The following is a 24559-nucleotide window of genomic DNA, read 5'->3' on the forward strand; positions in this document are numbered from 1 at the left end:
TCCCCGCCGCCTCCGGGGGGCGTGGCGCCGACGACCGGGAGCCGGTCGCCGGCGGTTGACGGTGAGGTTGCATATTTCCAGAACGATGACGCCGCGAGCGGGGTCGATGTTCACCCGGCCGGTGCAGGATTGCAGAGGCAAGGTGCCCTGACTATGCCGGAAGCTGTGCGCTCGTCAGGCCGCGCCGCCGAGCAGGGCGGTGTTGCCGCCCGAAGCGGTGGTGTCGACGCAAACATGGCGCTCGTGCATCGTGTGGCCGATATCCGGCGTACCGGTGATCAGCGGCAGGATCGGTCCGGACCGGGTGGCAAGCGCCCGGGCAATGGCCTGTGCCTGGTCGGGCGGTCCCCAGTACAGCACACCGGAGAAGCCCGTGAGCGTGGCCAACGCGTCGGGCGGTAGGGCGCCGGTGGCAGTGACCGCGCTGCCACCCAGGGCCCGCACCAGGCGGGCCTGTTCGGCGGCTGCATCCCTGCCGGGGCCGAGGCAGATCAGCGGCGGCCTTGGAAACGTGGTGAGCCTGTTCGATTCCCCGGTCGGACCGGGCAGCACCTGGGTGTGGCCGCCGCCGGCGGTGGCTGTGCCGGCGATCCGCTGCTGCATCTCGTCGGCCGGCATCGGCACCGACCAATCGGTCGCTGCTGCGCGGGCCGGGTTGGCGGCAAACCGCGCCAGGTAATGCGGCCCGCCGGCCTTGGGACCGGTGCCCGAGAGACCTTCGCCACCGAACGGTTGCGAGCCCACGATGGCGCCGATCTGGTTGCGGTTGACATAGATGTTGCCGGCATGGACCGCATCCGAGACATGCTGGACGCGGTCGTCGATCCGGGTTTGCAGGCCGAAGGTGAGGCCGTAGCCGGTGGCGTTGATGGCAGCGATCACGTCGTCGAGGTCGTCGGCCCGGAAAGTGGCGAGATGCAGGACCGGGCCGAAAATTTCGCGCTCGAGTGCCGCGATACCGGTCACCTTGATGAGTGTGGGGGCGATGAAATTGCCGGCATTGGGGGTGCGCAACTCGTGCAGCAAGTTGCCGTCGGCGCGCGCAGCGGCGATATGGGCGGCGATACCGTCGCGCGCCTCGGCGTCGATCACCGGGCCGACGTCGGTCGAGAGCTGCCAGGGATCGCCGATGGCCAGTTCCGACATCGCGCCCGTGAGCATCTCGGTGAAGGGACCCGCGATATCCTCCTGCACGTAGAGGCAGCGCAGCGCCGAGCAGCGCTGGCCGGCGGACTGAAAGGCGCCTTCGACGATCGCCTGCACCGCCTGTTCGGGCAGCGCGGTCGAGTCGACGATCATCGCGTTGAGCCCGCCGGTTTCGGCGATCAGCGGCGCGCCTGGGGCGAGATTCTCGGCCATGGCGCGGCGGATGATCTGGGCGGTCTCGGTCGAACCGGTGAAGGCGACGCCATCGACGCGCGGGTCGGAGGTGAGTGCGGCACCGACCGCGCCCGCGCCGGGCAGCAGTTGCAAGGCGCTGCGAGGAACCCCGGCCTCGTGCAGCAATTCGATGGCGCGGTGGGCGATCAGCGGCGTCTGCTCGGCCGGTTTGGCCAGCACGGCGTTGCCGGCGGCAAGGGCGGCGGCGATCTGGCCGGTGAAGATGGCAAGCGGAAAGTTCCAGGGGCTGATGCAGGTGAAGGTGCCTGCGGGCGGGTCTTCCGGGGCATTGGCGGCGTAGTAGCGCAGGAAATCCACCGCTTCGCGAAGCTCGGCCACGGCGTCGGGTAGGGTTTTACCGGCCTCGCGGGCGAGCAGCGCGAAGATTTCGCCGAAGTTTTCCTCATAGAGGTCGGCGGCGCGGGTCAGGATCGTGGCGCGCTGCGCCGCCGTGGTCGCCCAGGAGGCGGCGGCAGCCAACGCGGTTTCGATGTCGGCCGGGCTGGCGAAGGCGACGCTGCCGGGCTGGTCGGCGGGATCGGCGGGGTTCTGCACCGGTTGCGGGGTCTCGGGGGCGGCATCGCCGGCCAGCAGCGGAACCGCGTTCCAGGCGACCTGGAAGTACGGCGCCCGGGCACTGTCGATCGTGTCGAGCGTGGGAGTGTGGGTGAGGTCGAAGCCGCGGGAATTGACCCGCTCCGGAGCGAAGAGTACGGGGCCTGTCGGCAGGTCAGGCTTCGGGGCGGTGAGCGCATCGAACGGGTCGCGGGCGACCTCTTCCGGTGGCACGGTTTCGTCGACGATCTGGTTGACGAAGCTGGAATTTGCGCCGTTTTCCAGCAGCCGACGGACGAGATAGGCCAGAAGATCGCGATGCGCGCCAACCGGGGCATAGATGCGGCAGCGGGTGTTTTCGCTGGTCATGATGATATCGTGCAGCGCCTCGCCCATGCCATGCAGGCGTTGGAATTCGAAAGCGCTCGTGGCGATGTCCATCTGGTGCGCCATGTCGAGCACGGCGGCGGTGGTATGGGCGTTGTGAGTGGCGAATTGCGGGTAGATCCGGTCGGTCATGCCGAGCAGTTTGCGGGCGTTGGCGATGTAACTGACATCGGTAGCGGATTTGCGGGTGAAGACCGGGAAGGCGGGCAGGCCTTCGACCTGGGCGCGCTTGATTTCGGTATCCCAGTAGGCGCCCTTGACGAGGCGCACCATCAGGCGGCGGTCGGTTTTCTCGGCCAGTTCAAGGAGGTGGTCGAGCACCGCACCGGCGCGCTGGCCATAGGCTTGTACCACGACGCCGAACCCGTCCCACCCGGCCAGCGCCGGTTCGCGCAGCACGGTTTCGATGACGTCGAGCGAAAGGGTCAGCCGGTCGGCCTCTTCGGCGTCGATGTTGAGGCCCATGCGGGCGGATTTCGCGAGGATGGCCAGCGAGCGCAAGCGCGGGACGAGTTCGTCCATCACCCGGGCGTGCTGGGCCAGTTCGTAGCGAGGATGCAACGCCGAGAGCTTGACCGAGATGCCGGGATTGGCGCGGATATCGGTTGAGGTGCAGGCGGTGGCGATGGCGGTGATGGCGCGGGAATAGGCGAGGTGGTAGCGGGCGGCGTCGGCCTCGGTGCGGGCGGCTTCGCCCAGCATGTCGTAGGAATAGGTGTAGCCCTTGGCCTCCATCTTGGCGGCGCGATCCATGGCTGCGGCGATGTTTTCACCCAGCACGAACTGGCGGCCCATTTCCTTCATCGCGCGGGAGACGGCGGTGCGGATCACCGGTTCACCCAGCCGCTTGACCGCGCCGCGCAGCGTGCCGATGAGGCCCGGTTCGGGGTCGTCGAGCACCTTGCCGGTGAGCATCAGCGCCCAGGTCGAAGCGTTGACCAGCGGTGAGGTCGACTGGCCCATGTGCCGGGCCCAGTCGGAGGGCGCGATCTTGTCTTCGATCAGCGCGTCGATCGTGTCGGCGTCGGGCACCCGCAGCAGTGCCTCGGCCAGGCACATCAGCGCGATGCCTTCGTCGGTCGAGAGGCCGTATTCGGCGAGAAACACCTCCATCAGCCCCGGGTGCGATCGGGCACGGATGTCGCGAACCAGGTTCGCCGCACGGGTCGAGATACGAGCACGTGCGCCGGCGTCGACCGCGGCGGTTTCGGTCAGGCGGGCGATCACGTCGGTCTCGTCAGCGTAGGTCAGGACGTCGAGCGCGGCCAGATTGGCAGAAAGCGGCATGGGCAACTCCTTGCGTTTGGTCTAGAGTAACATGCTGTGAGACGGCAAACCGCCTTAATGAAGGCATTTTCAAGGGACAAATGGCTGGAAATGACATCAATGACGGGTTTACGGTGCTAGACCTGTTCGACCGCAGGATCCTTTCGGTTCTGGCCGGCGAAGGGCGGATCAGCGTCACCGATCTGGCGCGGCGGATCGGGCTGTCGAAATCACCCACTCAGGCGCGACTGAAACGGCTGGAGGAAAGTGGCATCATTCTTGGCTATCGTGCGATGTTCGACGCGGTGCGGTTGGGGCTCGATCACGTGGCTTTTGTCGAGGTCCGGCTTTCAGACACGCGCGAGGCAGCGCTCCGGGCCTTCAATGCGGCGGTGGCGAAGATTCCGGAGGTGGAACAGGCGCATATGATGGCCGCGGGGTTCGATTACCTGCTGAAGGTGCGGACGCGGGACATGCAGCAATTTCGCCGGGTCCTGGGCGAGGACATCTCGGCGCTGCCGCATGTCGCCAGCACTTCGACCTATGTGGCGATGCAGGCGGTGAAGGAGGAAGGGCTCGCGGATGTGATTTGACCAGCGTGCCGCGCGTTGCGCATGATCGGGACATGAAAGAGAGTTTGATTGGACTGGTGATGCTGGCGAGCGCGGCGACGGCCGGTGAGTGCCCGCCAGTGCCGGATCATTCGGTGGACCTGGCGCGGTTGGTCGAGGAGGTGCGGCAAGCGCGCGATGCCGGCGCCGCGCAGGCCGTCGTGGGCGAGATGTGGACGTTGTGGACCGATGCGCCCGACGATCTGGCGCAGGCGGCGCTGGATCATGGAATATACATGCGCGACCGGCGCGATTTCGCCGGGGCGCTGGCCGAGTTCGACTGGCTGGTCGGCTACTGCCCGGACTACGCCGAGGGGTACAACCAACGCGCCTTCGCGCATTTCCTGCGGCGCGATTTCGAGGCGGCACTTCCCGATCTGACCCGGGCGCTTGAACTGAACCCGACACATCTGGGGGCGCTCAGCGGGCGGGCGATGACGTTGATCGCGCTGGGCCGCGAGGCAGAGGCGCAGGCGGATTTGCGGGTGGCGGTCGGGCTGAACCCTTGGCTGCCCGAGCGGCGGCTGCTGCAGGACACGGACGGGGCGCCCCTGGCGGGGGAATCCGATCTCTAGGCCCGGTGCGGGTCAGTCGTGTCCGGGCACGAGGCGTTTGAACATTCTGCCGATCCCGGCGCCGCGGGCAATGCGTTTCGACGGCGCGATACGGGTTTCCCGGCGCGCGCGGGCAATCCGGCGCGAACGGCTGGTGGCCTTATAGAGCAGGTAGAGGCCGCCGAGGATCGACAACATCAGACCGAAGCCCTTGATCCATTCCGCCATGAGCACGGTGCGCGCCATCGCCGGGTCGAGCCGCATCGTGGCTAGCAAGGCCGAGAAGGCAATGACAGTGATGACCTCGCCCGTGTTGACCATGCGCAGCACCGGGATTCGCAACCAGAGCTTGAGCCCGGCAATACGATCGGCGGTGAAAACGTAGACCAGCCAGAGCACGATCAGGCCGTAGCGCAGGCCGGTGTCGTACTCGCCTGGTTGCTTGCCCGATATCAGCATGCCGACGAAAAGAATGGCTAGCGGAGCAAAGGCGATTGCGAGCGCCATCAGCATGCCTTGCTGAAATGCACGCTTCGAGTCGTCCTTGCTATACTGCGTATCCTCGCTCATGACCTGACAGGTACCGTGACATTTAGGCGAGATTTTGGCACGAAGGGTGTATTCCCGTGCTTTACATGTGGTCCGCGTCGGCTATTTTCCGCCGGTGGGTTGCGCGCTGTGAGCGGTGGCGCGGCCTCGTGCGGGCGTGATGGAATGGTAGACATATCGGACTTAAAATCCGAAGGCCTTTGTGCCGTGTGGGTTCGAGTCCCACCGCCCGCACCATATCCCGTCGACCGAATGTCCGAGGCCGGTTGAGGACAGTTCGGTATCGGGGTGGTCGTCTGACGCGCACTCTTGTGCGCAAGCGCGGCTTGGGTTTCTGAACGTGAGCGCCGGACGTGGTCCCACGACTGAGGTCAACCGGTTGACGTCCCCCTGGCGAAGGCCGCCAGCGCGGTGCGCACGGTGGTGCGATCGTCGCTGACATGCGCGGCGAGCGCCAGCCTGCGCGTGGCCCGGGGCAGGGGAGCGCAGGACATGGAATCTGACAGGGGTCGGGCATAGACGCGCTGTGGCACGACCGAGGCGCCGAAACCACGGGCGACGAGGTTTTCCACCGCGTCGATGCTATCGAACTCGATGGCGGCGGTGATGGCATGAGGCGCCAGCAGCGCAGCGATCTGGGCACCGAGCCAGGTGGCGCGGGAAAAGCCGATAAACGGCAGATCGGGCAGCGCGGCGAGCGGGTCGGGCGGCAATGCGGTGTCCTTGGGGGCCACCACATAGAGCGGCTCGTGCCCGATGTCGGTGAGCGTCAGCCCGGGTGGCGGCGCGGCGGGCGCGGTGAGAACGGCATAGGTGAGCCGACCGGTTTCGACCTGCTCGGCCAAGTCGCCGGATAATCCAGAGGAAATGCGGATCGACAGTCCCGGGAATCGTGTCTGCATCCGTTCCAGCACCACTGGCAGCAGGGTCTGCAGGGTGGTGGGCACGAAGCCGATGCGAATGTCGCCGGTCGTGCTGTCGGGCGCGGCGAGGCGCATCAGCGCGTCGAAATCGGCCAGCACCTGCTCGGCCCGGGTGGCGAGGGTCAGGCCGAAGGGGGTCAGTCGGGCCGGTCGGCGGCCCTTGATCATAACGGCGCGGCCAAGGGAGTCCTCAAGCCGTTTCATCTGCAGCGAGATCGCGGAATGCGACAGGTGGACAGCCGCCGCCGCCGCCGACAGACTGCCGGTATCGCGGATGGCCAGGAGGGTTCGGAGCTGGTCGGGCTGCATCGCTATTGTCTATTTTGCCAACATAGTAATTTCAATAATGTCGTTTCTGCTAACAAGCGGAATCGCGTTAAGCTGGTCGGGTGACAGCAAGGACGATGGACATGCCCGGGCCTCTGGACGGTATCCGCATTCTCGATCTCAGCCGTATCCTAGCGGGGCCGTTTGCCACGCAGCTGCTGGGTGACATGGGCGCGGACGTGATCAAGATAGAACGTCCGGGACGCGGCGACGATACCCGCGCCTGGGGGCCACCCTTCGTGACCGGAGCCGACGGCACGGACCTGCCCGAGAGCGCCTATTACCTGTCTGCCAATCGCAACAAACGGTCGGTGGCGGTGGACATGGCCACGGAAGAGGGGGCGCGGCTGATCCGGCGGTTGGCGGGCGAATGCGACGTGGTGATCGAGAATTTCAAGCCCGGAGGTCTGCGGAAATACGGGCTCGATCACGACAGCCTGAGGGCGCTTTACCCTGGATTGATCTATTGCTCGATTTCGGGGTTCGGACAGACCGGGCCGAATGCGCATCGCCCCGGGTATGATCTGCTGGCGCAGGCGATGTCTGGGATCATGGCGATTACCGGAGATCCCGAGGGCGAGCCGATGAAGGTCGGGGTCGGAATCGCAGATGTCATGTGCGGCATGTATGCGGCCAATGCCATTCAAGCGGCGCTGATCCACAAGATGAAGACCGGTGAGGGCCAGCATATCGACATAGCCCTGGCCGATACCACGGTGAGCTGGCTGGTCAATGCCGGGACGAATTACCTGCTGGGTGGGGGCGCGGAACGGCTTGGCAATGCGCACCCCAATATCGTGCCCTATCAGGTGTTCCGGGTGGCCGATGGCCACGTCATCTTGGCGGCGGGCAATGACACGCAGTTCGCGCGGTTCTGCGGCATCATCGGGCGGCCCGAACTGGCCGGGGACGCACGATTTGCCACCAACCCGGCGCGGCTGGAAAACCGCGAGATGCTGATTGCGGAGTTGCAGAGCGAGCTGGCGGGATGGGAAAAGGCGGTGCTGATCGCACGGATGGAGGAAGCCGGCGTGCCGGGCGGGCCGATCAACACCCTGTCGGAGGTTTTCAGCGGCGACCAGGTCAAGGCCCGGGACATGCGGATCGCAATGGAGTTTCCCGGTGCGGCGCGGGGGCAAGTGGACCTGATCGGCAACCCGGTGAAGTTTTCCGCTACGCCGGTCACGTATCGCCGTCCGCCGCCGCAATGCGGGGCGCATACCGACGAGGTTCTGGAAGAATTGCTGGGCGAGGCAGGGGAGTAGAGCATGTACTATCTGACCGACGATCACCGCGCGTTGCAGGCGGCCGCGCGCAAGCTGGCGCAGGGCGTGATTGCCGAGCGCGCGGCCGAGGTGGACCGGACCGAGTCCTATCCCTGGCACAATGTCGAAGCGCTGACACAGGCCGGGTTCATGGGAATGACGATTCCTAAGGCCTATGGCGGTTTGGGGCTGAGCTATATGGACGCGGTGCTGGTGATCGAGGAGATGGCCAAGGTCTGCGGTGTCACCGGCCGGATCGTGGTGGAGGCCAACATGGGCGCGATCGGGGCGGTGATGAAATATGGCTCGGAGGCGCAGAAGCGACTGGCGGCAAAGCTGGTGCTGGCCGGCGATAAGCCGGCGATCTGCATCACCGAGCCGGGGGCCGGTTCGGCGGCGACCGAGATGAGCACGACCGCCGAAAAGGTGCAGGGGGGCTATGTGCTGAACGGCACCAAGCACTGGATTACCGGCGGAGGAGTGTCAAAGTTCCATCTGATCTTTGCGCGGGTGGTGGAAGACGGGGCGTTCAAGGGAATCGGTGGCTTCATTGCCATCCGGGACGAGACCGGGGGGCTGAAAATCGGGCGGCGCGAGCCGGCGATGGGACTGCGCGGGATTCCCGAGACAGAAGTGATTTTCGAAGATATGGAGATCGCCGACGACATGGTGGTGATCCCGCCCGAAGGCGTGAAGCGCGGCTTTGCCGGGCTGATGAATGCCTATAACGGGCAGAGGATCGGGGCGGCGACCGTGGCGCTCGGCGTAGCGCAGGGGGCCTATGAGCTGGCTCTGGACTATGCCAAGACGCGGCAGCAGTTCGGCCGGCCGATTGCCGAGTTTCAGGGTTTGCAGTGGATGCTGGCCGATATGTCGATCGGGCTGTCGGCGGCGCGCGGTCTGATCCATAACGCGGCGATGAATGCTGGTCGGGGTTTCCCGGACATGCGCGAGGCGGCGCAAGCCAAGGTGCTGGCCAGCGAGACGGCGATCAAGGTCACGAACGATGCGTTGCAGATCCACGGCAGCGCCGGGTATTCGCGCAACCTGCCGCTGGAGCGGATGGCGCGGGATGCGCGGATGTTCACCATCGGCGGCGGAACGGCGCAGGTGTTGCGTACCCAGGTCGCGGGCAGCCTTCTCGGTATGAAGGTACCGCAGACGCGGGATGGGTATGCGCGGCTGGCAGGAGACAGATGATGGCAAGCCATGCGGAGATCATTGCCGGGCACCTCGCCAAGGCCGGGTGCCGCCATGCGTTCGGAATGCCCGGGGGCGAGGTTCTGGTGCTCTTGGAAGCGCTGCGCGCGGCGGGCATCGCCTTTCACCTGGTCAAGCACGAGAACGCGGGTGGGTTCATGGCGGAGGGATCGTGGCATGCCACCGGCGCACCCGGACTCCTGTTGACCACGGTCGGGCCGGGGCTGGCCAATGCGGTCAACTCGGTCGCGAACGCGTTTCAGGAACAGGTGCCGCTGATCGTTCTGTCGGGTTGCATCGATCCGGGCGAGGCGGCGCAGTTCACCCATCAGGTCATCGATCAGCAGGCGTTGATGGCGCCCGTCACCAAGGCCAGCATCCGGGTGGCGCCGGGGACGGCGGCGCAGGCGGTGCAGAAGGCGCTGTCGATTGCGACCAGCGATCCGATGGGGCCGGTGCATCTCGACCTGCCGGTAGGGATTGCCGGGGCGGAGGCGCCGGATTTGGCGCTGGCGCTCGCGCCGGTCCGCGCAGGCTGGGCCGATGCGGCCAGTCTGGAGCGCGCGGCGGACATGCTGCAGGGAGCGGAGCAGCCGGTGATCCTGGCGGGCATGGGAGCGGTGCAGCATTGCGCTGGAGCGGCGATTGCGCGGCTGGCGCGCGACAACGGCATACCTGTGCTGACGACTTACAAGGCCAAGGGCGTGATCGACGAAGCCGATCCGTTGTGTCTCGGCGGGCACGGGCTGTCGCCGCTGTCGGATGGCCATGTGCTGCCGCTCCTGGCGGCGAGCGATTGCGTGATCCTGGCCGGCTATGATCCGATCGAGATGCGGGCGGGCTGGATCCGCCCATTTGCGGCGGAGGCGGCGATTGATCTGTGTCACGCCCGGATCGAGCACGGCATGCACGGCGCGGCGATCCGGGTTGTGGGCGATGTGGCGCAGATGATCGAGGCGCTGCATGGCGCACTGGACGTACCGTTGCAGGAGGTCTGGCCGGGTGGTGAACCGGCGACAGCGCGGGCGGCGCTGAAAGCAGTCTTTGCCGACCGGGGAGACTGGGGCGTGCATGCGGTCTTCGCCACCTTGCAGCAGGGTCTGCCTGAAGGCGCGGTGGTGACGGTGGACAGCGGAGCGCACCGCATCCTGATGAGCCAGATGTGGCAATGCGCGCAGCCCGGCGCGCTGCTGCAATCAACCGCGTTCTGCACCATGGGCGTGGCGGTGCCGCTGGCGGCGGGCGTGGCGGCGGCCTCGGACGCGCCGGTGGTGGCGGTGGTCGGCGATGCGGGTTTCGACATGACCGCCGGCGAGTTGGCCACGTTGCGAGACTTGGGACGGCAACTCACGGTGGTGGTGCTGGCCGATGACAGCCTGGCGCTGATCGAGAAAAAACAGTCGGCGATGCAGCTGCCGGGTCATGGCGTGGATTTCGCGCCAACCGACATCGCCGCGGTGGCGCGTGCCTATGGCGGCATCGGGATCGACGTGGCGAATCGCGAGGCCTTTGCGGCTGCCCTGGCCGACAGTTGGAAAAACGAACGTTTTTCCATAATTTCATGTAAAGTAGACAAAAAAGATTACGTTGGCGCGTTTTGACCATGCGTTGGCATAACATATGTTCTGCTCTAGCGTCGCCAAGGTGGACAAAGAGGGGGAAGCGGTCGCATTCTGGCAGAACCAAACTCACCCGTCAAAACGGGGAGGCGGCCTGACCCGCGCCTGGGAGCACCATGTGCGCGGCTTGCCTTTAACAAGATCTTAACCAGGGAGAAAGTGAACACATGAAACTCAAGCTTTTTGCAGCAGCTGCCGCTGGCTTCGTCGCCGCGGGATCGGTGCAGGCCGCAGACCAGCAGTTCATCTCGATCGGGACCGGTGGGGTCACCGGTGTCTATTATCCGACCGGCGGGGCGATCTGCCGCCTGGTGAACAAGGACCGCAAGGAACATGGCATCCGCTGCTCGGTGGAATCCACCGGCGGCTCGATCTACAACATCAACACCATCCGCGCCGGCGAGCTGGAGTTTGGCGTGGCGCAGTCGGACTGGCAGTACCATGCCTACAACGGCACCTCGAAATTCGAAGAGGCCGGCGCCTTCGAGGATCTGCGCGCCGTGTTCTCGGTGCATCCCGAGCCGGTGACGATCCTGGCGCGGGCTGACAGCGGCATCAACAACATTACCGACATTCCCGGGAAGCGTTTCAACATCGGTAACCCGGGTTCGGGCACGCTGGGCACCTGGGAGGTGATCGAGGCGGCAATGGGCTGGTCGCGGGACGACCTGGCACTGGCGGCTCAGATGAAATCGTCGGAAACACCCGGCGCGCTGTGCGACAACAAGATCGACGGTTACTTCTGGCTGGTCGGCCATCCGTCTGCCGTGACGCAGGAAACCGTGGCAAGCTGTGACGCCAAGCTGGTCCCGGCCGTGGCGCCGGAGATCGACAAACTGGTGGCCGACCGTCCCTATTACCGGATGGCCACCATTCCGGGTGGCATGTATCCTGGCAATCCCGATGACATTCAGACCTTCGGCGTGGGCGCGACCTTCGTGACCTCGGCCAAGGTGTCGGACGAGGCGGTGTACCAGGTGGCCAAGGCGGTGCTGGGCAATCTCGATGATTTCCGCAAGCTGCACCCGGCCTTCGCCAACCTCAAGGCCGAGGAGATGATCAAGGACAGCCTGTCGGCGCCGCTGCACCCCGGTGCAGTCCGCGCCTACAAAGAACTGGGCCTGATGGACTGAGACACGGATAGCGGGGGCCGCAGCCCCCGCTTTTCGTTTGTGTGACAAGTGCCAAGCCGCCCGCGTGAGACGGCAGAAAAACCGTGATATCCGGACCAACCGGAACAGGGGGTATGACATGAACAGCGACGACCAGAAGGGCCCGCAGAGCGTGGCCGATGCCGAAGCCTTTGCCGCCGATCTCGACGTCGGCGCGCGCAACCCGGTGATCGGCTGGCAGGCCGGGCTGATTGCCGCCGTGGCGCTGACATGGGCTTTTGCGCAGGTATTCAACGCCTCGCCGATGCCGGCGCTTCTGGCCGGTTGGACCGGATGGAACTGGATCTATGTCAACTCGGATGTCGAGCGGGTGTTGCACCTGGCGTTTGGTCTGACGCTGGCGACGCTGGCTTTCCCGATGTTCAAGTCTTCGCCGCGCGATCGCATCCCCATCTATGACTGGGTGTTGATCGCGGCCGGGCTGTACGCGACACTCTACCTGTTGTGGAACCAGAGCGCGATTGCCGACCGTCCAGGGCTGTGGACCACCGGCGACGTCGTCGCCTCGGGCATCGGTCTGGTGGTCGTGCTGCTGGCGACCTATCGCGCGCTGGGCCTGCCGATGGTGATCGTGGCCTTCTTCTTCCTGATGTACGTGTTCTTCGGCGATGCCGAATTCTTTCCCGATGCAATGCAGTGGAAGGGCGCCTCGTTCTCGAAGGCGATGGGGCATTTCTGGATGCAGACCGAAGGGGTTTTCGGGCTGGCGCTGGGGGTGTCGGCCTCGATGGTGTTCCTGTTCGTGCTGTTCGGTTCCCTGTTGGAGAAAGCTGGCGCGGGCAACTATTTCATCAAGCTGGCCTTCGCCCTGATGGGGCACCTCAAGGGCGGCCCGGCCAAGGCGGCGGTGGTGGCCTCGGCCGCGACCGGCCTGATCTCGGGGTCGTCGATCGCCAACACGGTGACGACGGGGACGTTTACTATTCCGCTGATGAAACGGGTCGGCTTTCCGGCCGAGAAGGCCGGCGCGGTCGAGGTGGCGAGTTCCACCAACGGCCAGCTGACCCCGCCGGTGATGGGGGCCGCGGCCTTCCTGATGGTGGAATATGTCGGCATCTCCTACCTCGAGGTGGTCAAGCACGCCTTCCTGCCGGCGATCATTTCCTACATCGCACTGGTCTATATCGTGCACCTGGAGGCTGCGAAGATGGGCCTGGAAGGCCTGCCGCGGTCCGGGCCGGTGCGGGCGCTGACGCAGAAGCTGATGAACTTCATGTTGGGCGTGGCGGTATTCTGCGCCTTGTGCCTGGGCATCTACTACGGGCTGGGCTGGCTGAAACCGCTTCTGGGGAAGTATTCGCTGCCGGGAATGATGGTGCTGTTCTTTGCGGCCTATCTGGTGCTGCTGAAATGGGCGGCGGGCTATCCCGATCTCGAGATTGATGACCCGAATGCGCCGTTCAAGGAACTGCCCGAGCCGGGGCCGGTGGCCAAGACCGGGTATTACTATATCCTGCCGGTGGTGGTGCTGATCTGGAACCTGATGATCGAACGCCTGTCGCCCGGCTTGTCGGCCTTCTGGGCGACGCTGGCGATGATCTTCGTGATGCTGACCCAGCACCCGCTGAAGGCGATGTTCCGCGGTGAGGGGCTGAGCGATTGGGCCCGCGGTTGGAGAGAGTTCCTCGACGGGATGATCTCGGGGTCGCGCAACATGATCGGGATCGCGGTGGCGACCGGCACGGCCGGCATCATCGTCGGCACGGTGAGCCTGACCGGGGCGCACCAGGTGATCGGCGAGTTCATCGAGGTGATCTCGGGTGGCAATCTGCTCTTGATGCTGATCTTCGTGGCGCTGTTCAGCCTGGTGCTGGGCATGGGCCTGCCGACCACGGCGACCTATATCGTGATCACCTCGCTGATGGCGCCGGTGATCATCGCGGTGGGCGCCAAATCGGGGCTGATCGTGCCGCTGATCGCGGTGCATATGTTCGTCTTCTACTTCGGCATCCTTGCGGATGACACGCCGCCAGTGGGTCTGGCGGCCTTTGCCGCGGCGGCGATTTCGAAAGGCGATCCGATCAAGACGGGGATTATCGGCTTTTCCTATGACGTGCGCACGGCGATCCTGCCGTTCCTGTTCATCTTCAACACCGAGCTGTTGCTGATTGACGTGACCTGGCAGAAGGCGATTTTCGTCTTCATTGTCGCGGTCGTGGCGATGATGCTGTTCGCGGCGGCGACACAAAGCTGGTTCCTGACCCGCTCCAAGATGTGGGAAAACTTGGCGCTGTTGTTAATTGCCTTCACATTGTTCCGGCCGGGGTTCTGGCTCGACATGGTCGAGGAGCCCTATGTCCTGGTCGATGCGGCGCAAGTCAATGAACTGGCGACGGCGGCCGAAGACGGCGCCAGCCTGCGCGCGGTTCTGCAGGGTGAAAATTTCGCTACCGGCGAGATCGACACCACCACGGTGTCGCTGGCGCTGGGCAACAAGGCCGATGGCGACGGCGAGGCGCGGCTCGACCGGCATGCGGGCATTGCCTTCCGCACCGAGGATGACGGCAAGGTCTATGTCGACAACCTCGCCTTCGGCGGTGACTTGCAGAAACAGGGAATCGATTTCGACTGGGAACTGCTGCGGATCGAGCAGGAGGCCCGGCGGATGCCCAAGGAAGTGTTCTATCTCCCGGCGCTGGCGCTTTTGGGGCTGATCGTCTTCCTGCAACTGGGCCGGGCGAGGCGCGCCGCGGCGCAGCCGGCCTGAGAGGAGAAAGCGATGAAAACGATACTGGTGCCGATCGACCTGGCCCATGAAAGCGGATTGCAGAAGACCGTGGATCACGCCGTGGCGCTGGCCCGGATGGACGGGGCGGAGTTGCATGCCCTGACGGTCATTCCCGACTACGGCATGTCGCTGGTCGGCAGTTTCTTTCCCAAGAACTTCTCGGAAAACGCGGTGAAGGAGACCACGGCGGCGCTCGAGGCTTTCGTGGCGGCGCATTTCCCGGCGGATATGGACGTGACGGAGCATGTCCGCCACGGCACGATTTATGAACAGATCATCGAAGTGGCAAACGGCCTCAAGGCCGACATGATCGTCATGGCCTCGCATCGGCCGGAGATGAGCGACTACCTGCTCGGCCCCAACGCGGCCCGGGTGGTGCGCCATGCCCGACAGTCGGTGACGGTGATTCGCTGATCGGAAGGCGGTTTGCGGCGATCGGGCGGGTGCGCGCCGGCGAGAAAACTATCGTTTTGCCTGAGCGCTCCAGTAGACGTTGTGTTCGCGGCGCAGCGCCTCATACGAAGCGATGCGTTTCGCCGCCGCGTCACCGCCCTGTTTCACCAGAATCGCCAGCAAGGTTTCCAGCACCGCCATGACGCCGGCGAAGCTGCCGAAATGGTGGGTCGAGATGGTCGACGCCACGAGCGTGACCTCGGGCGAGAAATTCGACGCCATCACCTCACTGTCGGTGATCAGGATCAGCTTGACGCCGCGGCTCTGGGCAAACTCGCAGGCCTCGATAGTTTCGCGAGAATAGGGTGTGACCGTGATCGCGATCAGCGCGTCGTCGGGACCGGAGGCGTTGAGATCGTCGATCGCCGAGTTCATGTGGTGCGGAATCAATTCGAGCGAGGTCAGTGCCATGCGGCCGATATAATGGAAATGGTAGGCCAGCCCCCAGCTCGACCGCATCGCGGTGAGATAGACCTTGCGCGCGCCCAGAGCCATGGAAACGGCGCGTTCCATCGCCTCGGGGCTTTGCCGCTCGAGCGAGGTCTGGACCACCGACAGCGTATTGTGCGCCGCGTCAGCCAGTACCTGGCCGGTGGCACCGCTGCGGCGCAGCTCTTCGATCCAGCCTGGCACATGCGCCAGCGTCCCGGTCGTGGCCAAGGCATGGCGGAAGGGCGCGCGCAGGTCATCGAAGCCGGAAAAACCGAGCCGTTCGGCAAGACGGATCAGTGAATAGGTCGAAACCCCGGCGTTTTTCGCCGTGGCGCGGATCGAGTCGATGCCGAACGGACCCTGGTGATCGACGATATATTTTGCAGCCGTCCGCATCTGCGGCGACAACTCAGGGAGCGCGGCTTTCAGCCGCGCGATGGTGCGGGATTTGAGTGTCGGGTCCATACGGCGATTCCTGCGGCCATGATGGAAATAACATATGATATTTTTGAAATCGAAAAGCAATGATTGTAATGTTCCTGTTGTGAAATACTGGGGGCTTTGGCAGTGAGGCGAGGATTGGACATGCGCGACAGACTCATGGTGTCGCCGACAGGCGCACGCTGGCAAAAGGCCGATCATCCGCGCTTGCCGGTGACGGTGACTGAGATTGCGCAAGAGGCGCGCGCCTGCTTCGATGCGGGTGCCGGGGCGCTGCATCTGCATATCCGTGACGCGGATGGACGGCACAGCCTCGATCCGGGTCGTTATGGCGAAGCGATGGCGGCGGTGGCCGAGGCGGTGCCGGAGATGGCGATCCAGATCACCACCGAAAGCGCAGGCGTCTACGGCATCAACGCCCAGGCGGCCTGTCTGCGCGAGGTCGCGCCAGGCTGGGCCAGCGTCGCGCTGCGCGAGATGGCCGTTGACCTGAAGATCGCCGCGCGGGTCTATGGCGAGGCGGCTGAGCGCGGCACCCGGGTTCAGCATATCCTCTATGCGCCCGGTGACGTCGACCGGTTGTTCGCCTGGCAACGGGCGGGCGTGGTCCCGCCGGGGCGACTGGAGGCGATCTTCGTGCTGGGTGCCTATGGCGGTCCGCCGGCGCGGTCGGCAGATCTCGACGCATTTCTCGTCCGTGCCGCGACCGTGGCACTCGACTGGATGGTCTGCGCGTTCGGGCGGCAGGAACAGGATTGCCTGGTAGCCGGTCTGGCCCGCGGGGGCCGCGCCCGGGTGGGGTTCGAAAACAATCTCTGGCAGCCGGATGGACGGCTGCTCGAGAGCAATGCGCAATCTGTGGCGATGCTGGTGCAAGGGGCATGGGCAGAGCCGGCAATGGAAGGATGACAAACGTGTCTCATGTATTCCCGCGGCACATGAAGACCCACCCGCCAAAGGCGGTGGCAGGCGACGGCTGCTATCTGATCGACGCGGCCGGCAAACGCTATTTCGACGGCTCGGGAGGGGCGGCGGTGTCGTGCCTGGGCCATTCCGACGCCGGCGTGCGTAAGGCGGTGAAGGATCAGATCGACAAGCTGGCCTTTGCCCATACCGGGTTTTTCACCTCCGACCCGGCCGAGGAACTGGCCGATATGCTGGCCGCGCGCGCGCCCGGGGGGCTCGGCAGGGTCTATTTCGTCTCGGGCGGCTCCGAAGCGGTCGAGGCGGCGCTGAAACTGGCGCGGCAGTATTACCTCGAAATCGGCCAGCCGGACCGCAGGCACATCATCGCCCGCAAACAGAGCTATCACGGCAACACGCTGGGCGCGCTGGCGGCAGGCGGCAACGAATGGCGCCGCGAGCCGTTTGCGCCGCTCTTGATCGAGACCACGCTGGTGCCGGCCTGCTACGCCTACCGAGGTCAGGCCGAGGGCGAGAGCTTGGAGGAATACGGGCGGCGCACGGCCGATGAACTGGAGGCGGCAATCCTCAAGCTGGGCCCGGAAACGGTGATGTGCTTCATCGCCGAAACCGTGGGCGGCGCGACGGCGGGGGCGATCACTCCCGCGCCCGGGTATTTCGCACGCATCCGCGAAATTTGCGACAAGTATGGCGTGCTGCTGATCCTCGACGAGGTGATGTGCGGCATGGGCCGGACCGGCAGCCTGTTCGCCTGCGAACAGGAGGGCATCAGCCCCGATATCGTGACCATCGCCAAGGGGCTGGGCGCGGGCTATCAGCCGATCGGTGCGATGCTGTGTTCCAACGAGATATACGGGGCGATCGAGCATGGTACGGGATTCTTCCAGCATGGCCACACCTATCTCGGTCATGCCGCGGCGGCGGCCTGCGGGGTGGCAGTGCTAAAAGCCTTCGAGGAGCGCGACCTGATCGCCAATGTGCGCGACAAGGGCGCGAAACTGCGCGTGGCGCTGGAATCGGAGGTCGGCCAGCACCCGCATGTTGGCGATATCCGCGGCCGCGGGCTGTTTCTTGGCGTCGAGTTCGTTGTGGACCGCGCCACCAAGGCGCCTTTTGACCCGAGCCTGGGGATCGCCGGAAAGCTCAAGAAAGCCGCGTTCGAGGCCGGGCTGATCTGTTACCCGATGTCGGGCACGATCGACGGGCGCCGCGGCGATCACGTGCTGTTGGCGCCGCCTTTCATCATGGACGACACGCATGTCGATGAGATCGTGACCAAGCTGTCCACGGCGATGGCACAGGTCCTGCCCTGATCTTCTTCTGTTCGAAAATACCTTGGGGTTTGGGGGTGAAACCCCCAAGGCCTGCGCGGCCCGAGCGCTAAATGACCTGTGTGCGCCAGCACTCACTTGAGCAGCGGGTCACCATCGAGATGCAGGAGGTGGGCGATTTCGGCCTCGCCCTCGTCCAGCAGGTAATCGAGAAAGGCGCGAGCGGCGTTGGAGAGGTGCTTGCCGGTGCGGTGCACCGCATACCAGCGCCGCCGCAGCGGGAAATGTTCGACATCAAGCGTGACCAGCTCGCCCGCGGCCAGCTCCAGCCTGAGCGAGTGCAGCGACAGGAACGCCACGCCCAATCCCGAGATCACGCCCTGCTTGATCGCCTCGTTGTCGTCTAGCTCCATGTGGTGCGAGATCGTGACGCCGTGTTCGTCGAACAGCCGCTGCACCGCCTTGCGGGTGCCCGAGCCGGGTTCGCGGCGGATGAAATCCTGATCCGCCAGCCGGGTAAGGGGGATGGATTTTTCGCGGGCCAGCGGGTTCGCGGGATGCGCCACCACGACGATGACGTTTTCCAGGAAGCGGTGGCTTTCGACGGCATATTCCTGCGGCACCTGGCCGGTGACATAGAGGTCGTCTTCGTTGTTCGACAGCCGCTTGAGCAGGGTTTCGCGGTTGGTGATCTGCAGCCGCGGTTCGACTGCCGGGAAGCGCCGGGTGAAACTGCCCAGAAGATGCGGCAGGAAATACTTGGCAGTGGAGACGACGCAAACATTGAGTGGCCCCGAGATGCCGCCCTTGAGATCGGTGAGCGAGGTCTGCATCTGCTCCAGCCGGGCCAGGATGTCGGTGCAGGCGGCAAAGACCTCTTCGCCGGCGGCGGTGAGATGCAACTGCTTGCCGATCTGCTCGGTGAGTTTCTGGCCGATCTTTTCTTCCAGGCGTTTGACCTGCATTGACACCGACGGCTGGGTCAGGTGCACCTCTTCCGCCGCGCGGGTGATGCTGCGATGGCGGGCAACCGCGGCAAACAGGCGCATCTGCTGCAGGGTGGGGTGGTACATGCGTGCGGCCCTCCGGGGTGGATTCCTTATATATTCAAGGGGTTTGATATGAGGCCCTTCATTGCATAAGCATTAGTCTATGGAAAGTATAAAAACTATTTAGTGTTCATTATTCCACCCTCGGCCTACCCGTTACCCCGACCGAACGGTCATCGCTTCGACAAGGAGCGGACCACGCGAGACGACAGACGTGCGAGATTAACGGAGGAGCACTAAAGCCATGGCAAAGACCTATAGCGCCGGGGTGAAGGAATACCGGGAAACCTACTGGATGCCCGACTACACCCCCAAAGACACCGACTTCCTGGCCTGTTTCAAGGTCATTCCCCAAGAGGGCGTGCCGCGCGAGGAAGCCGCCGCCGCCGTGGCCGCGGAATCGTCCACCGGCACCTGGACCACGGTCTGGACCGACCTGCTGACCGATCTGGACTACTACAAGGGCCGCGCCTACGCGATCGAAGACGTGCCGGGCAATGACGAGGCGTTCTATGCCTTCATCGCCTACCCGATCGACCTGTTCGAAGAAGGCTCGGTGGTCAACATCCTGACCTCGCTGGTCGGCAACGTGTTCGGTTTCAAGGCCGTGCGCGCCCTGCGTCTGGAAGACGTGCGCGTGCCGCATGCCTATGTGATGACCTGCGGCGGCCCGCCGAACGGCATCCAGGTCGAGCGCGACGTGATGAACAAGTATGGCCGTCCGCTTCTGGGGTGTACCATCAAGCCGAAGCTGGGCCTGTCGGCCAAGAACTATGGCCGGGCCTGCTATGAAGGCCTGCGTGGTGGTCTCGACTTCACCAAGGACGACGAGAACGTCAACTCCCAGCCCTTCATGCGCTGGCGCCAGCGGTTCGACTTTGTGATGGAGGCGATCCAGAAGGCTGAAGCCGAAACCGGCGAGCGCAAGGGTCACTATCTGAATGTGACCGCGCCGACCCCGGAAGAGATGTACAAGCGGGCCGAATACGCCAAGGAAATCGGCGCGCCGATCATCATGCACGACTACCTGACCGGCGGCTTTACCGCCAACACCGGCCTGGCCAACTGGTGCCGCGACAACGGCATGCTGCTGCACATCCACCGCGCCATGCACGCCGTTCTGGACCGCAACCCCAACCACGGTATCCACTTCCGGGTGCTGACCAAGATGCTGCGCCTCAGCGGTGGTGACCACCTGCATTCGGGCACCGTGGTGGGCAAGCTGGAAGGCGACCGCGAGGCGACACTGGGCTGGATCGACCTGATGCGTGACAGTTACGTCAAGGAAGACCGCAGCCGCGGCATCATGTTCGACCAGGACTGGGGCGCGATGCCGGGCGTCATGCCGGTGGCCTCGGGCGGGATCCATGTCTGGCACATGCCGGCGCTGGTGTCGATCTTCGGCGACGATTCGGTGCTGCAGTTCGGCGGCGGCACACTAGGCCACCCGTGGGGCAATGCGGCCGGTGCCGCGGCTAACCGCGTGGCGGTCGAAGCCTGTACCGAAGCGCGCAACCAGGGCCGCGAGTTGGAACGCGAAGGCAAGGACATCCTGACCAACGCCGCCAAGCATTCGCCGGAACTCGCCATGGCGATGGAAACCTGGAAAGAGATCAAGTTCGAGTTCGACACCGTCGACAAGCTCGACGTGCAGCACCGCTGATCTTTGTGACGACAACGTGGCCCCCGGGCAATGCCCGGGGCCGAAGAGACACCAGATGACAAGGAGCACTGCCATGAGTGACGTGCAGGACTATAAATCGAGCTTGAGCGATACCTCGAGCCGCAAATTCGAAACCTTTTCCTATCTGCCCGAGATGGACGACAAGCAAATCCGCCAGCAAGTGGAATATATCGTCTCGAAAGGCTGGAACCCGGCGATCGAACACAGCGAGCCGGAAAACGCCACCTCGAACTACTGGTATATGTGGAAGCTGCCGATGTTCGGGGAAACCGATGTCGACCGCATCCTGGCCGAGGCCGAGGCCTGCCACAAGGCGCACCCGGCAAACCACGTGAAGCTGATCGGGTTCGACAATTATGCCCAGTCGAAGGGCACCGAGATGATTGTCTATCGCGGCAAGGCCGTGTGAGGAAAAGTTGCGACCGGTCACCCGGTCGCGACGGGCGGGGGGCCAGCCCCCCGCACCCCCCGGAGTATTTTCAGCAAGATGAAGCAGGGGAGCCTGAAGGAGAGCGCCGATGACCGTGCATGATGCCAGCCAGTTCGAAGTGAAATCCGAACCGTTTTACAAGACGGTGGCCAATGAAGAGGCGCTTTACGAGGCAGCTTACAGGCGGCGGATGCCGGTGATGCTGAAAGGGCCGACCGGCTGCGGCAAGTCGCGTTTTGTCGAATATATGGCCTGGAAGCTGGGCCGGCCGCTGATCACGGTGGCCTGCAACGAGGACATGACCGCGAGCGATCTTGTCGGCCGGTTTCTTTTGGACAAGGACGGCACCAAGTGGCAGGACGGGCCGCTGACAATGGCCGCGCGGATCGGCGCGATCTGTTATCTCGACGAGGTGGTCGAGGCGCGCCAGGACACCACCGTGGTGATCCACCCGCTGACCGACCACCGGCGCACACTGCCGCTGGACAAGAAGGGTGAGCTGATCGAGGCGCACCCGGATTTCCAGTTGGTGATCTCGTATAACCCTGGCTATCAGTCGCTGATGAAGGATCTCAAGCAATCGACCAAGCAGCGGTTCGCGGCGCTGGATTTCGATTACCCGGAAGCGGAGATCGAGGCGGAGATCGTGGCGAAAGAGGCCGGTGTGGATGCGGATATCGCGCAGAAGCTGGTTCAGGTGGCGCACCGGACGCGGAACCTGAAAGGTCACGGGCTGGACGAAGGTATTTCCACGCGGCTGATGGTTTATGCTGGGCAGATGATCGCCGAGGGCGTCGACCCGGTGGCGGCCTGCCAGATGACGCTGGTGACGCCGCTGACCGACGATCCGGACATGCGACAGACCTTGCAGGCGGCGGTGGAGACGTTCTTCGTCTCGTAAGCCGGAGGGCGCCCTGATGTCGGTAAATCTGGAAGACTATCGCGATTGTTTCGAGAAGGCACCGGACGAGGTGTTCGACACGCTCGAGGCGACTTTTCACGAGGCGGCGCGGGTCATGTCGCCGGCAGGGCTGTCCGATTACATGGAAGGCGCGAAAGGCCTGTGCTCGCTCGGGCGCGGCTATGACGTGGTTCTGTCCTTCCTGGAAAACATGCCAATGGTCGTCAAGGAGGTCGGCGAGGACGTGACCCGCGACTGCATTGCTGCTGCGATGAAACTGAGCTCGATGACGAGCGGAGAGGTGATTGCCCTGCTGTTTTCGTCGCTGCCGACGGCGGCGCGGCGGCTGGGCGACCCGGAGCTGGTGCGCGGGTACCTCACGCTCGTGCACCAGCTTTCGGCCAAGGCATCACGCGGGTTGCGGCCGATGCTTTCCAACATCGACGAACTGTTGAGCAAGCTGACGCTGTCGGGGCTGCGGCGCTGGGCGAATTTCGGCGCCGAAGCCTATCGCCGCGATCTCAAGAACCTGGCGGCGTATTTCGCCCTGGAGAGCGCAGATTCGAAGAAGATGCTGCTGAAAGAGCGCAAGGGGACGCTCTTTATCGACACCCAGCGCAAGCTGAATTTCTATCTGCGCGCGCTGTGGGGGCGGGATTTTTTCCTGCGGCCGACGGCGGCAGACTACGAGGGGTTCCGGCCGTATATCGAGCATCATGTGATGCATCTGCCGGATGCGGTGGACGATCTGGAAGGCGTGACGGGGCTGGAGCTGTATCGGGCGATGGTGGCGCACCAGGCGGCGCATCTGGTTTACACCACGCAGCCGATTTCGGCAGAGCAGCTGAGCCCGGCGCAGATGTTCTTCATCGCGCTGGTGGAAGATGCGCGGGTTGAGTGGTTGGCGGTGCGGGATTTTCCAGGGTTGGGCAAGCTCTGGGGCCGACTTTTGCAGCGAGCGCACGAGGGCCAGCTGGAGCACGAGACCGTCGAGTGGCTGGAAAAGTTCGCGACCCTTCTGAACGATCCGGCGGCGGTGACGGGGCACGCGGCGTTGGATGCGCTGGGGGCGAAATTCCACGCCGAGATCGCTGAGTGCGTCGAGGACGCCATGTTCAGCTGGCACCTGGGGATGGAGCTGTTTCATGTCTTTGCCAGCACGCGCGATGTACCGTCCTTGCGGATTCTGAATTCGATCCGCATTCCCTATCGTTGTGACAATCGGTTCGTCTGGGAGTTCGAGGAGTTCGATTGGGACACGGGCGTCGAATACATTCCGGCGTCGCAGCGGCAGGTGCGCAAATACGTCTCGGTCATGGAAATGGCGCATGAGGTGGATGCGGAACTGGCCGGAGACGATGCGCAGGAAATCTGGGTCTGCAAGGACGAGTTCCGCCCTTACGAGGATGCCGGCGAGGCGACGACATCTTTCAACGAGATGTGGGGCAAGGAGCCGATTTCGGCACCGTATCACTATCAGGAATGGGACTACCAGGTGCAGCTCTACCGGCCTGACTGGGCGACGGTGTACGAGCGGCGGCCGAAGAAGGGCGATCCGGAGGATGTGGATCGGATTCTGTTGGATCACAAGCCGGTGGCGCACCGGATCCGGCAAATCGTCGATATGCTGACACCCGCTGGGGTCGAGCGGCAGCGCGGACTGGAAGACGGCGACGAGATCGACATCAATGCCGCCGTCGACGCGATGATCTCGATCCGCATGGGTGAGCAACCAAATCCGCGGATCACCATGCGAAACGTGATCAAGACCCGCGACCTGGCGGTGACGGTTCTGCTGGACCTGAGCGAGAGCACCAACGAGTCCATGGATGGCTCTGACAAGACGGTGCTGGAGCTGACCCGCGAAGCGGCGGCGCTGGTGGCCACGGCGATCAACGGTATCGGCGATCCGTTCGCGGTGCACGGCTTTGCCAGCGACGGGCGGCACGACGTGCATTACTGGCGCTTCAAGGATTTCAACGAACGTTTCGATGCCGACGCGAAAGGCCGGCTTCAGGGGATGCAGGGCGGGCTGTCGACCCGGATGGGGGCGGCGATGCGGCATGCCGGGGCGCAGCTGTTGAAACAGCCCGAGCGGCGCAAGCTGATCATCCTGGTGACCGATGGCGAACCGGCGGATATCGACGAGCGCGATCCGCAGCACCTGCGGCATGACACGAAGAAGGCGGTGGAAGAGCTCTATGCCAAGGGCGTGCTGACCTATTGCCTGACGCTGGACCCGAATGCCGATGCCTACGTGAAGCGGATTTTCGGGCAGAACAACTATACCATCGTCGACAATGTGGAGCGGCTGCCGGAGAAGCTGCCGCAGCTGTTTGCCAGTCTGACCAACTGACCTTGAACAGATCGGCCCGGGAAAAAATTTTCGGCCGAAAAAAACCATCCGAATCCGATCGATCGCGCAAGGCATTATGCGG

At 64.3% G+C, this 24559-nt stretch carries 19 protein-coding genes and 1 tRNA gene; 15 read left to right on the top strand and 5 right to left on the bottom strand.

The genetic code is table 11. From position 1 onward, the window contains the following. Positions 1-174 precede the first annotated feature (174 nt). Positions 175-3609 (bottom strand): bifunctional proline dehydrogenase/L-glutamate gamma-semialdehyde dehydrogenase PutA, encoded by a 3435-nt coding sequence (gene putA, locus NO357_RS09905; RefSeq protein ID WP_306735484.1) that lies wholly within the window; start codon positions 3607-3609, stop codon positions 175-177. Between the two features lie 80 nt (positions 3610-3689). On the opposite strand from putA, the gene NO357_RS09910 reads away from it, so the two are divergent. Next, on the top strand, positions 3690-4181 hold the full coding sequence (locus tag NO357_RS09910) for an Lrp/AsnC family transcriptional regulator (protein ID WP_306735485.1): 492 nt from the start codon (positions 3690-3692) through the stop codon (positions 4179-4181). A 32-nt stretch (positions 4182-4213) separates the two neighbouring features. Further along, positions 4214-4774 (top strand): tetratricopeptide repeat protein, encoded by a 561-nt coding sequence (locus tag NO357_RS09915; RefSeq protein ID WP_306735486.1) that lies wholly within the window; start codon positions 4214-4216, stop codon positions 4772-4774. Between the two features lie 12 nt (positions 4775-4786). Here the strand turns inward: NO357_RS09915 and NO357_RS09920 are convergent, their stop codons facing one another. Continuing rightward, complete coding sequence (locus NO357_RS09920) at positions 4787-5323, bottom strand: hypothetical protein (protein WP_306735487.1); 537 nt, start codon at positions 5321-5323, stop codon at positions 4787-4789. A 130-nt stretch (positions 5324-5453) separates the two neighbouring features. Between NO357_RS09920 and NO357_RS09925 the strand changes: the two genes are divergently transcribed. Continuing rightward, positions 5454-5539, top strand: a tRNA-Leu gene (locus NO357_RS09925). A gap of 134 nt (positions 5540-5673) precedes the next feature. Here the strand turns inward: NO357_RS09925 and NO357_RS09930 are convergent. Continuing rightward, entirely contained in the window at positions 5674-6534 is an 861-nt protein-coding gene (locus tag NO357_RS09930; RefSeq protein ID WP_306735488.1) for a LysR family transcriptional regulator, read from the bottom strand. 101 nt (positions 6535-6635) lie between these two features. Between NO357_RS09930 and NO357_RS09935 the strand changes: the two genes are divergently transcribed. The 6 genes from NO357_RS09935 (at position 6636) to NO357_RS09960 (ending at position 14950) form a co-directional block, all read left to right on the top strand. Further along, entirely contained in the window at positions 6636-7817 is a 1182-nt protein-coding gene (locus NO357_RS09935) for a CaiB/BaiF CoA transferase family protein (protein WP_306735490.1), read from the top strand. 3 nt (positions 7818-7820) lie between these two features. After that, positions 7821-9017, top strand: coding sequence for a 3-sulfinopropanoyl-CoA desulfinase (gene acdA, locus NO357_RS09940; RefSeq protein WP_306735491.1), 1197 nt, complete (start codon positions 7821-7823; stop codon positions 9015-9017). Beyond that, positions 9017-10618 (top strand): thiamine pyrophosphate-binding protein, encoded by a 1602-nt coding sequence (locus NO357_RS09945; protein ID WP_306735493.1) that lies wholly within the window; start codon positions 9017-9019, stop codon positions 10616-10618. The genes acdA and NO357_RS09945 overlap by 1 nt, the downstream gene beginning before the upstream one ends. Before the next feature lie 185 nt (positions 10619-10803). After that, a complete protein-coding gene (locus tag NO357_RS09950; protein ID WP_306735494.1) occupies positions 10804-11769 on the top strand; it encodes a TAXI family TRAP transporter solute-binding subunit in 966 nt (321 codons plus the stop codon). Positions 11770-11887: 118 nt separating this feature from the next. After that, positions 11888-14515 (top strand): TRAP transporter permease, encoded by a 2628-nt coding sequence (locus tag NO357_RS09955; protein WP_306735495.1) that lies wholly within the window; start codon positions 11888-11890, stop codon positions 14513-14515. 12 nt (positions 14516-14527) lie between these two features. Continuing rightward, on the top strand, positions 14528-14950 hold the full coding sequence (locus NO357_RS09960) for a universal stress protein (protein WP_306735496.1): 423 nt from the start codon (positions 14528-14530) through the stop codon (positions 14948-14950). Positions 14951-14998: 48 nt separating this feature from the next. On the opposite strand, the gene NO357_RS09965 is transcribed toward NO357_RS09960, so the two are convergent. After that, entirely contained in the window at positions 14999-15886 is an 888-nt protein-coding gene (locus tag NO357_RS09965; protein ID WP_306735497.1) for a MurR/RpiR family transcriptional regulator, read from the bottom strand. Positions 15887-16006: 120 nt separating this feature from the next. On the opposite strand from NO357_RS09965, the gene NO357_RS09970 reads away from it, so the two are divergent. Together NO357_RS09970 and NO357_RS09975 are read left to right on the top strand one after the other, a co-directional pair. After that, positions 16007-16771 (top strand): beta-keto acid cleavage family enzyme, encoded by a 765-nt coding sequence (locus NO357_RS09970; protein ID WP_306735498.1) that lies wholly within the window; start codon positions 16007-16009, stop codon positions 16769-16771. A gap of 5 nt (positions 16772-16776) precedes the next feature. Then, positions 16777-18099 (top strand): aspartate aminotransferase family protein, encoded by a 1323-nt coding sequence (locus tag NO357_RS09975; protein ID WP_306735499.1) that lies wholly within the window; start codon positions 16777-16779, stop codon positions 18097-18099. 92 nt (positions 18100-18191) lie between these two features. On the opposite strand, the gene NO357_RS09980 is transcribed toward NO357_RS09975, so the two are convergent. After that, positions 18192-19130, bottom strand: a complete 939-nt coding sequence (locus NO357_RS09980; RefSeq protein WP_306735500.1) for a LysR family transcriptional regulator — start codon at positions 19128-19130, stop codon at positions 18192-18194. A 220-nt stretch (positions 19131-19350) separates the two neighbouring features. Between NO357_RS09980 and NO357_RS09985 the strand changes: the two genes are divergently transcribed. From NO357_RS09985 to NO357_RS10000, 4 genes are all read left to right on the top strand, one after another. Next, the gene (locus tag NO357_RS09985) at positions 19351-20769 is read left to right on the top strand and encodes a form I ribulose bisphosphate carboxylase large subunit (RefSeq protein ID WP_306735501.1); all 1419 of its coding nucleotides are present in this window, start codon (positions 19351-19353) and stop codon (positions 20767-20769) included. 73 nt (positions 20770-20842) lie between these two features. After that, positions 20843-21199 (top strand): ribulose bisphosphate carboxylase small subunit, encoded by a 357-nt coding sequence (locus NO357_RS09990; RefSeq protein WP_306735503.1) that lies wholly within the window; start codon positions 20843-20845, stop codon positions 21197-21199. Between the two features lie 109 nt (positions 21200-21308). Next, positions 21309-22121: a CbbQ/NirQ/NorQ/GpvN family protein gene (locus tag NO357_RS09995; RefSeq protein WP_306735504.1), complete on the top strand. Its 813-nt coding sequence runs from the start codon at positions 21309-21311 to the stop codon at positions 22119-22121. 16 nt (positions 22122-22137) lie between these two features. Then, positions 22138-24477 carry a nitric oxide reductase activation protein NorD gene (locus NO357_RS10000; RefSeq protein ID WP_306735505.1) on the top strand — a complete coding sequence of 780 codons (2340 nt, stop codon included), beginning with the start codon at positions 22138-22140 and terminating at the stop codon, positions 24475-24477. Positions 24478-24559: the final 82 nt, after the last annotated feature.

The sequence above is a fragment of the Marimonas arenosa genome (assembly GCF_030848945.1).
Taxonomy (GTDB): Bacteria; Pseudomonadota; Alphaproteobacteria; order Rhodobacterales; family Rhodobacteraceae; genus Marimonas; species Marimonas arenosa.

What these genes read in the sequence shown, in the direction of transcription:
- NO357_RS09920 (WP_306735487.1), bottom strand. Translation starts at nt 5,323, where the DNA reads ATGAGCGAGGATACGCAGTATAGCAAGGACGACTCGAAGCGTGCATTT.
- NO357_RS09935 (WP_306735490.1), top strand. Translation starts at nt 6,636, where the DNA reads ATGCCCGGGCCTCTGGACGGTATCCGCATTCTCGATCTCAGCCGTATC.
- NO357_RS09915 (WP_306735486.1), top strand. Translation starts at nt 4,214, where the DNA reads ATGAAAGAGAGTTTGATTGGACTGGTGATGCTGGCGAGCGCGGCGACG.
- NO357_RS10000 (WP_306735505.1), top strand. Translation starts at nt 22,138, where the DNA reads ATGTCGGTAAATCTGGAAGACTATCGCGATTGTTTCGAGAAGGCACCG.
- NO357_RS09945 (WP_306735493.1), top strand. Translation starts at nt 9,017, where the DNA reads ATGGCAAGCCATGCGGAGATCATTGCCGGGCACCTCGCCAAGGCCGGG.
- NO357_RS09950 (WP_306735494.1), top strand. Translation starts at nt 10,804, where the DNA reads ATGAAACTCAAGCTTTTTGCAGCAGCTGCCGCTGGCTTCGTCGCCGCG.
- NO357_RS09910 (WP_306735485.1), top strand. Translation starts at nt 3,690, where the DNA reads ATGGCTGGAAATGACATCAATGACGGGTTTACGGTGCTAGACCTGTTC.
- NO357_RS09965 (WP_306735497.1), bottom strand. Translation starts at nt 15,886, where the DNA reads ATGGACCCGACACTCAAATCCCGCACCATCGCGCGGCTGAAAGCCGCG.
- NO357_RS09970 (WP_306735498.1), top strand. Translation starts at nt 16,007, where the DNA reads ATGCGCGACAGACTCATGGTGTCGCCGACAGGCGCACGCTGGCAAAAG.
- NO357_RS09960 (WP_306735496.1), top strand. Translation starts at nt 14,528, where the DNA reads ATGAAAACGATACTGGTGCCGATCGACCTGGCCCATGAAAGCGGATTG.
- putA (WP_306735484.1), bottom strand. Translation starts at nt 3,609, where the DNA reads ATGCCGCTTTCTGCCAATCTGGCCGCGCTCGACGTCCTGACCTACGCT.
- NO357_RS09955 (WP_306735495.1), top strand. Translation starts at nt 11,888, where the DNA reads ATGAACAGCGACGACCAGAAGGGCCCGCAGAGCGTGGCCGATGCCGAA.
- NO357_RS09985 (WP_306735501.1), top strand. Translation starts at nt 19,351, where the DNA reads ATGGCAAAGACCTATAGCGCCGGGGTGAAGGAATACCGGGAAACCTAC.
- NO357_RS09990 (WP_306735503.1), top strand. Translation starts at nt 20,843, where the DNA reads ATGAGTGACGTGCAGGACTATAAATCGAGCTTGAGCGATACCTCGAGC.
- NO357_RS09995 (WP_306735504.1), top strand. Translation starts at nt 21,309, where the DNA reads ATGACCGTGCATGATGCCAGCCAGTTCGAAGTGAAATCCGAACCGTTT.
- acdA (WP_306735491.1), top strand. Translation starts at nt 7,821, where the DNA reads ATGTACTATCTGACCGACGATCACCGCGCGTTGCAGGCGGCCGCGCGC.
- NO357_RS09980 (WP_306735500.1), bottom strand. Translation starts at nt 19,130, where the DNA reads ATGTACCACCCCACCCTGCAGCAGATGCGCCTGTTTGCCGCGGTTGCC.
- NO357_RS09930 (WP_306735488.1), bottom strand. Translation starts at nt 6,534, where the DNA reads ATGCAGCCCGACCAGCTCCGAACCCTCCTGGCCATCCGCGATACCGGC.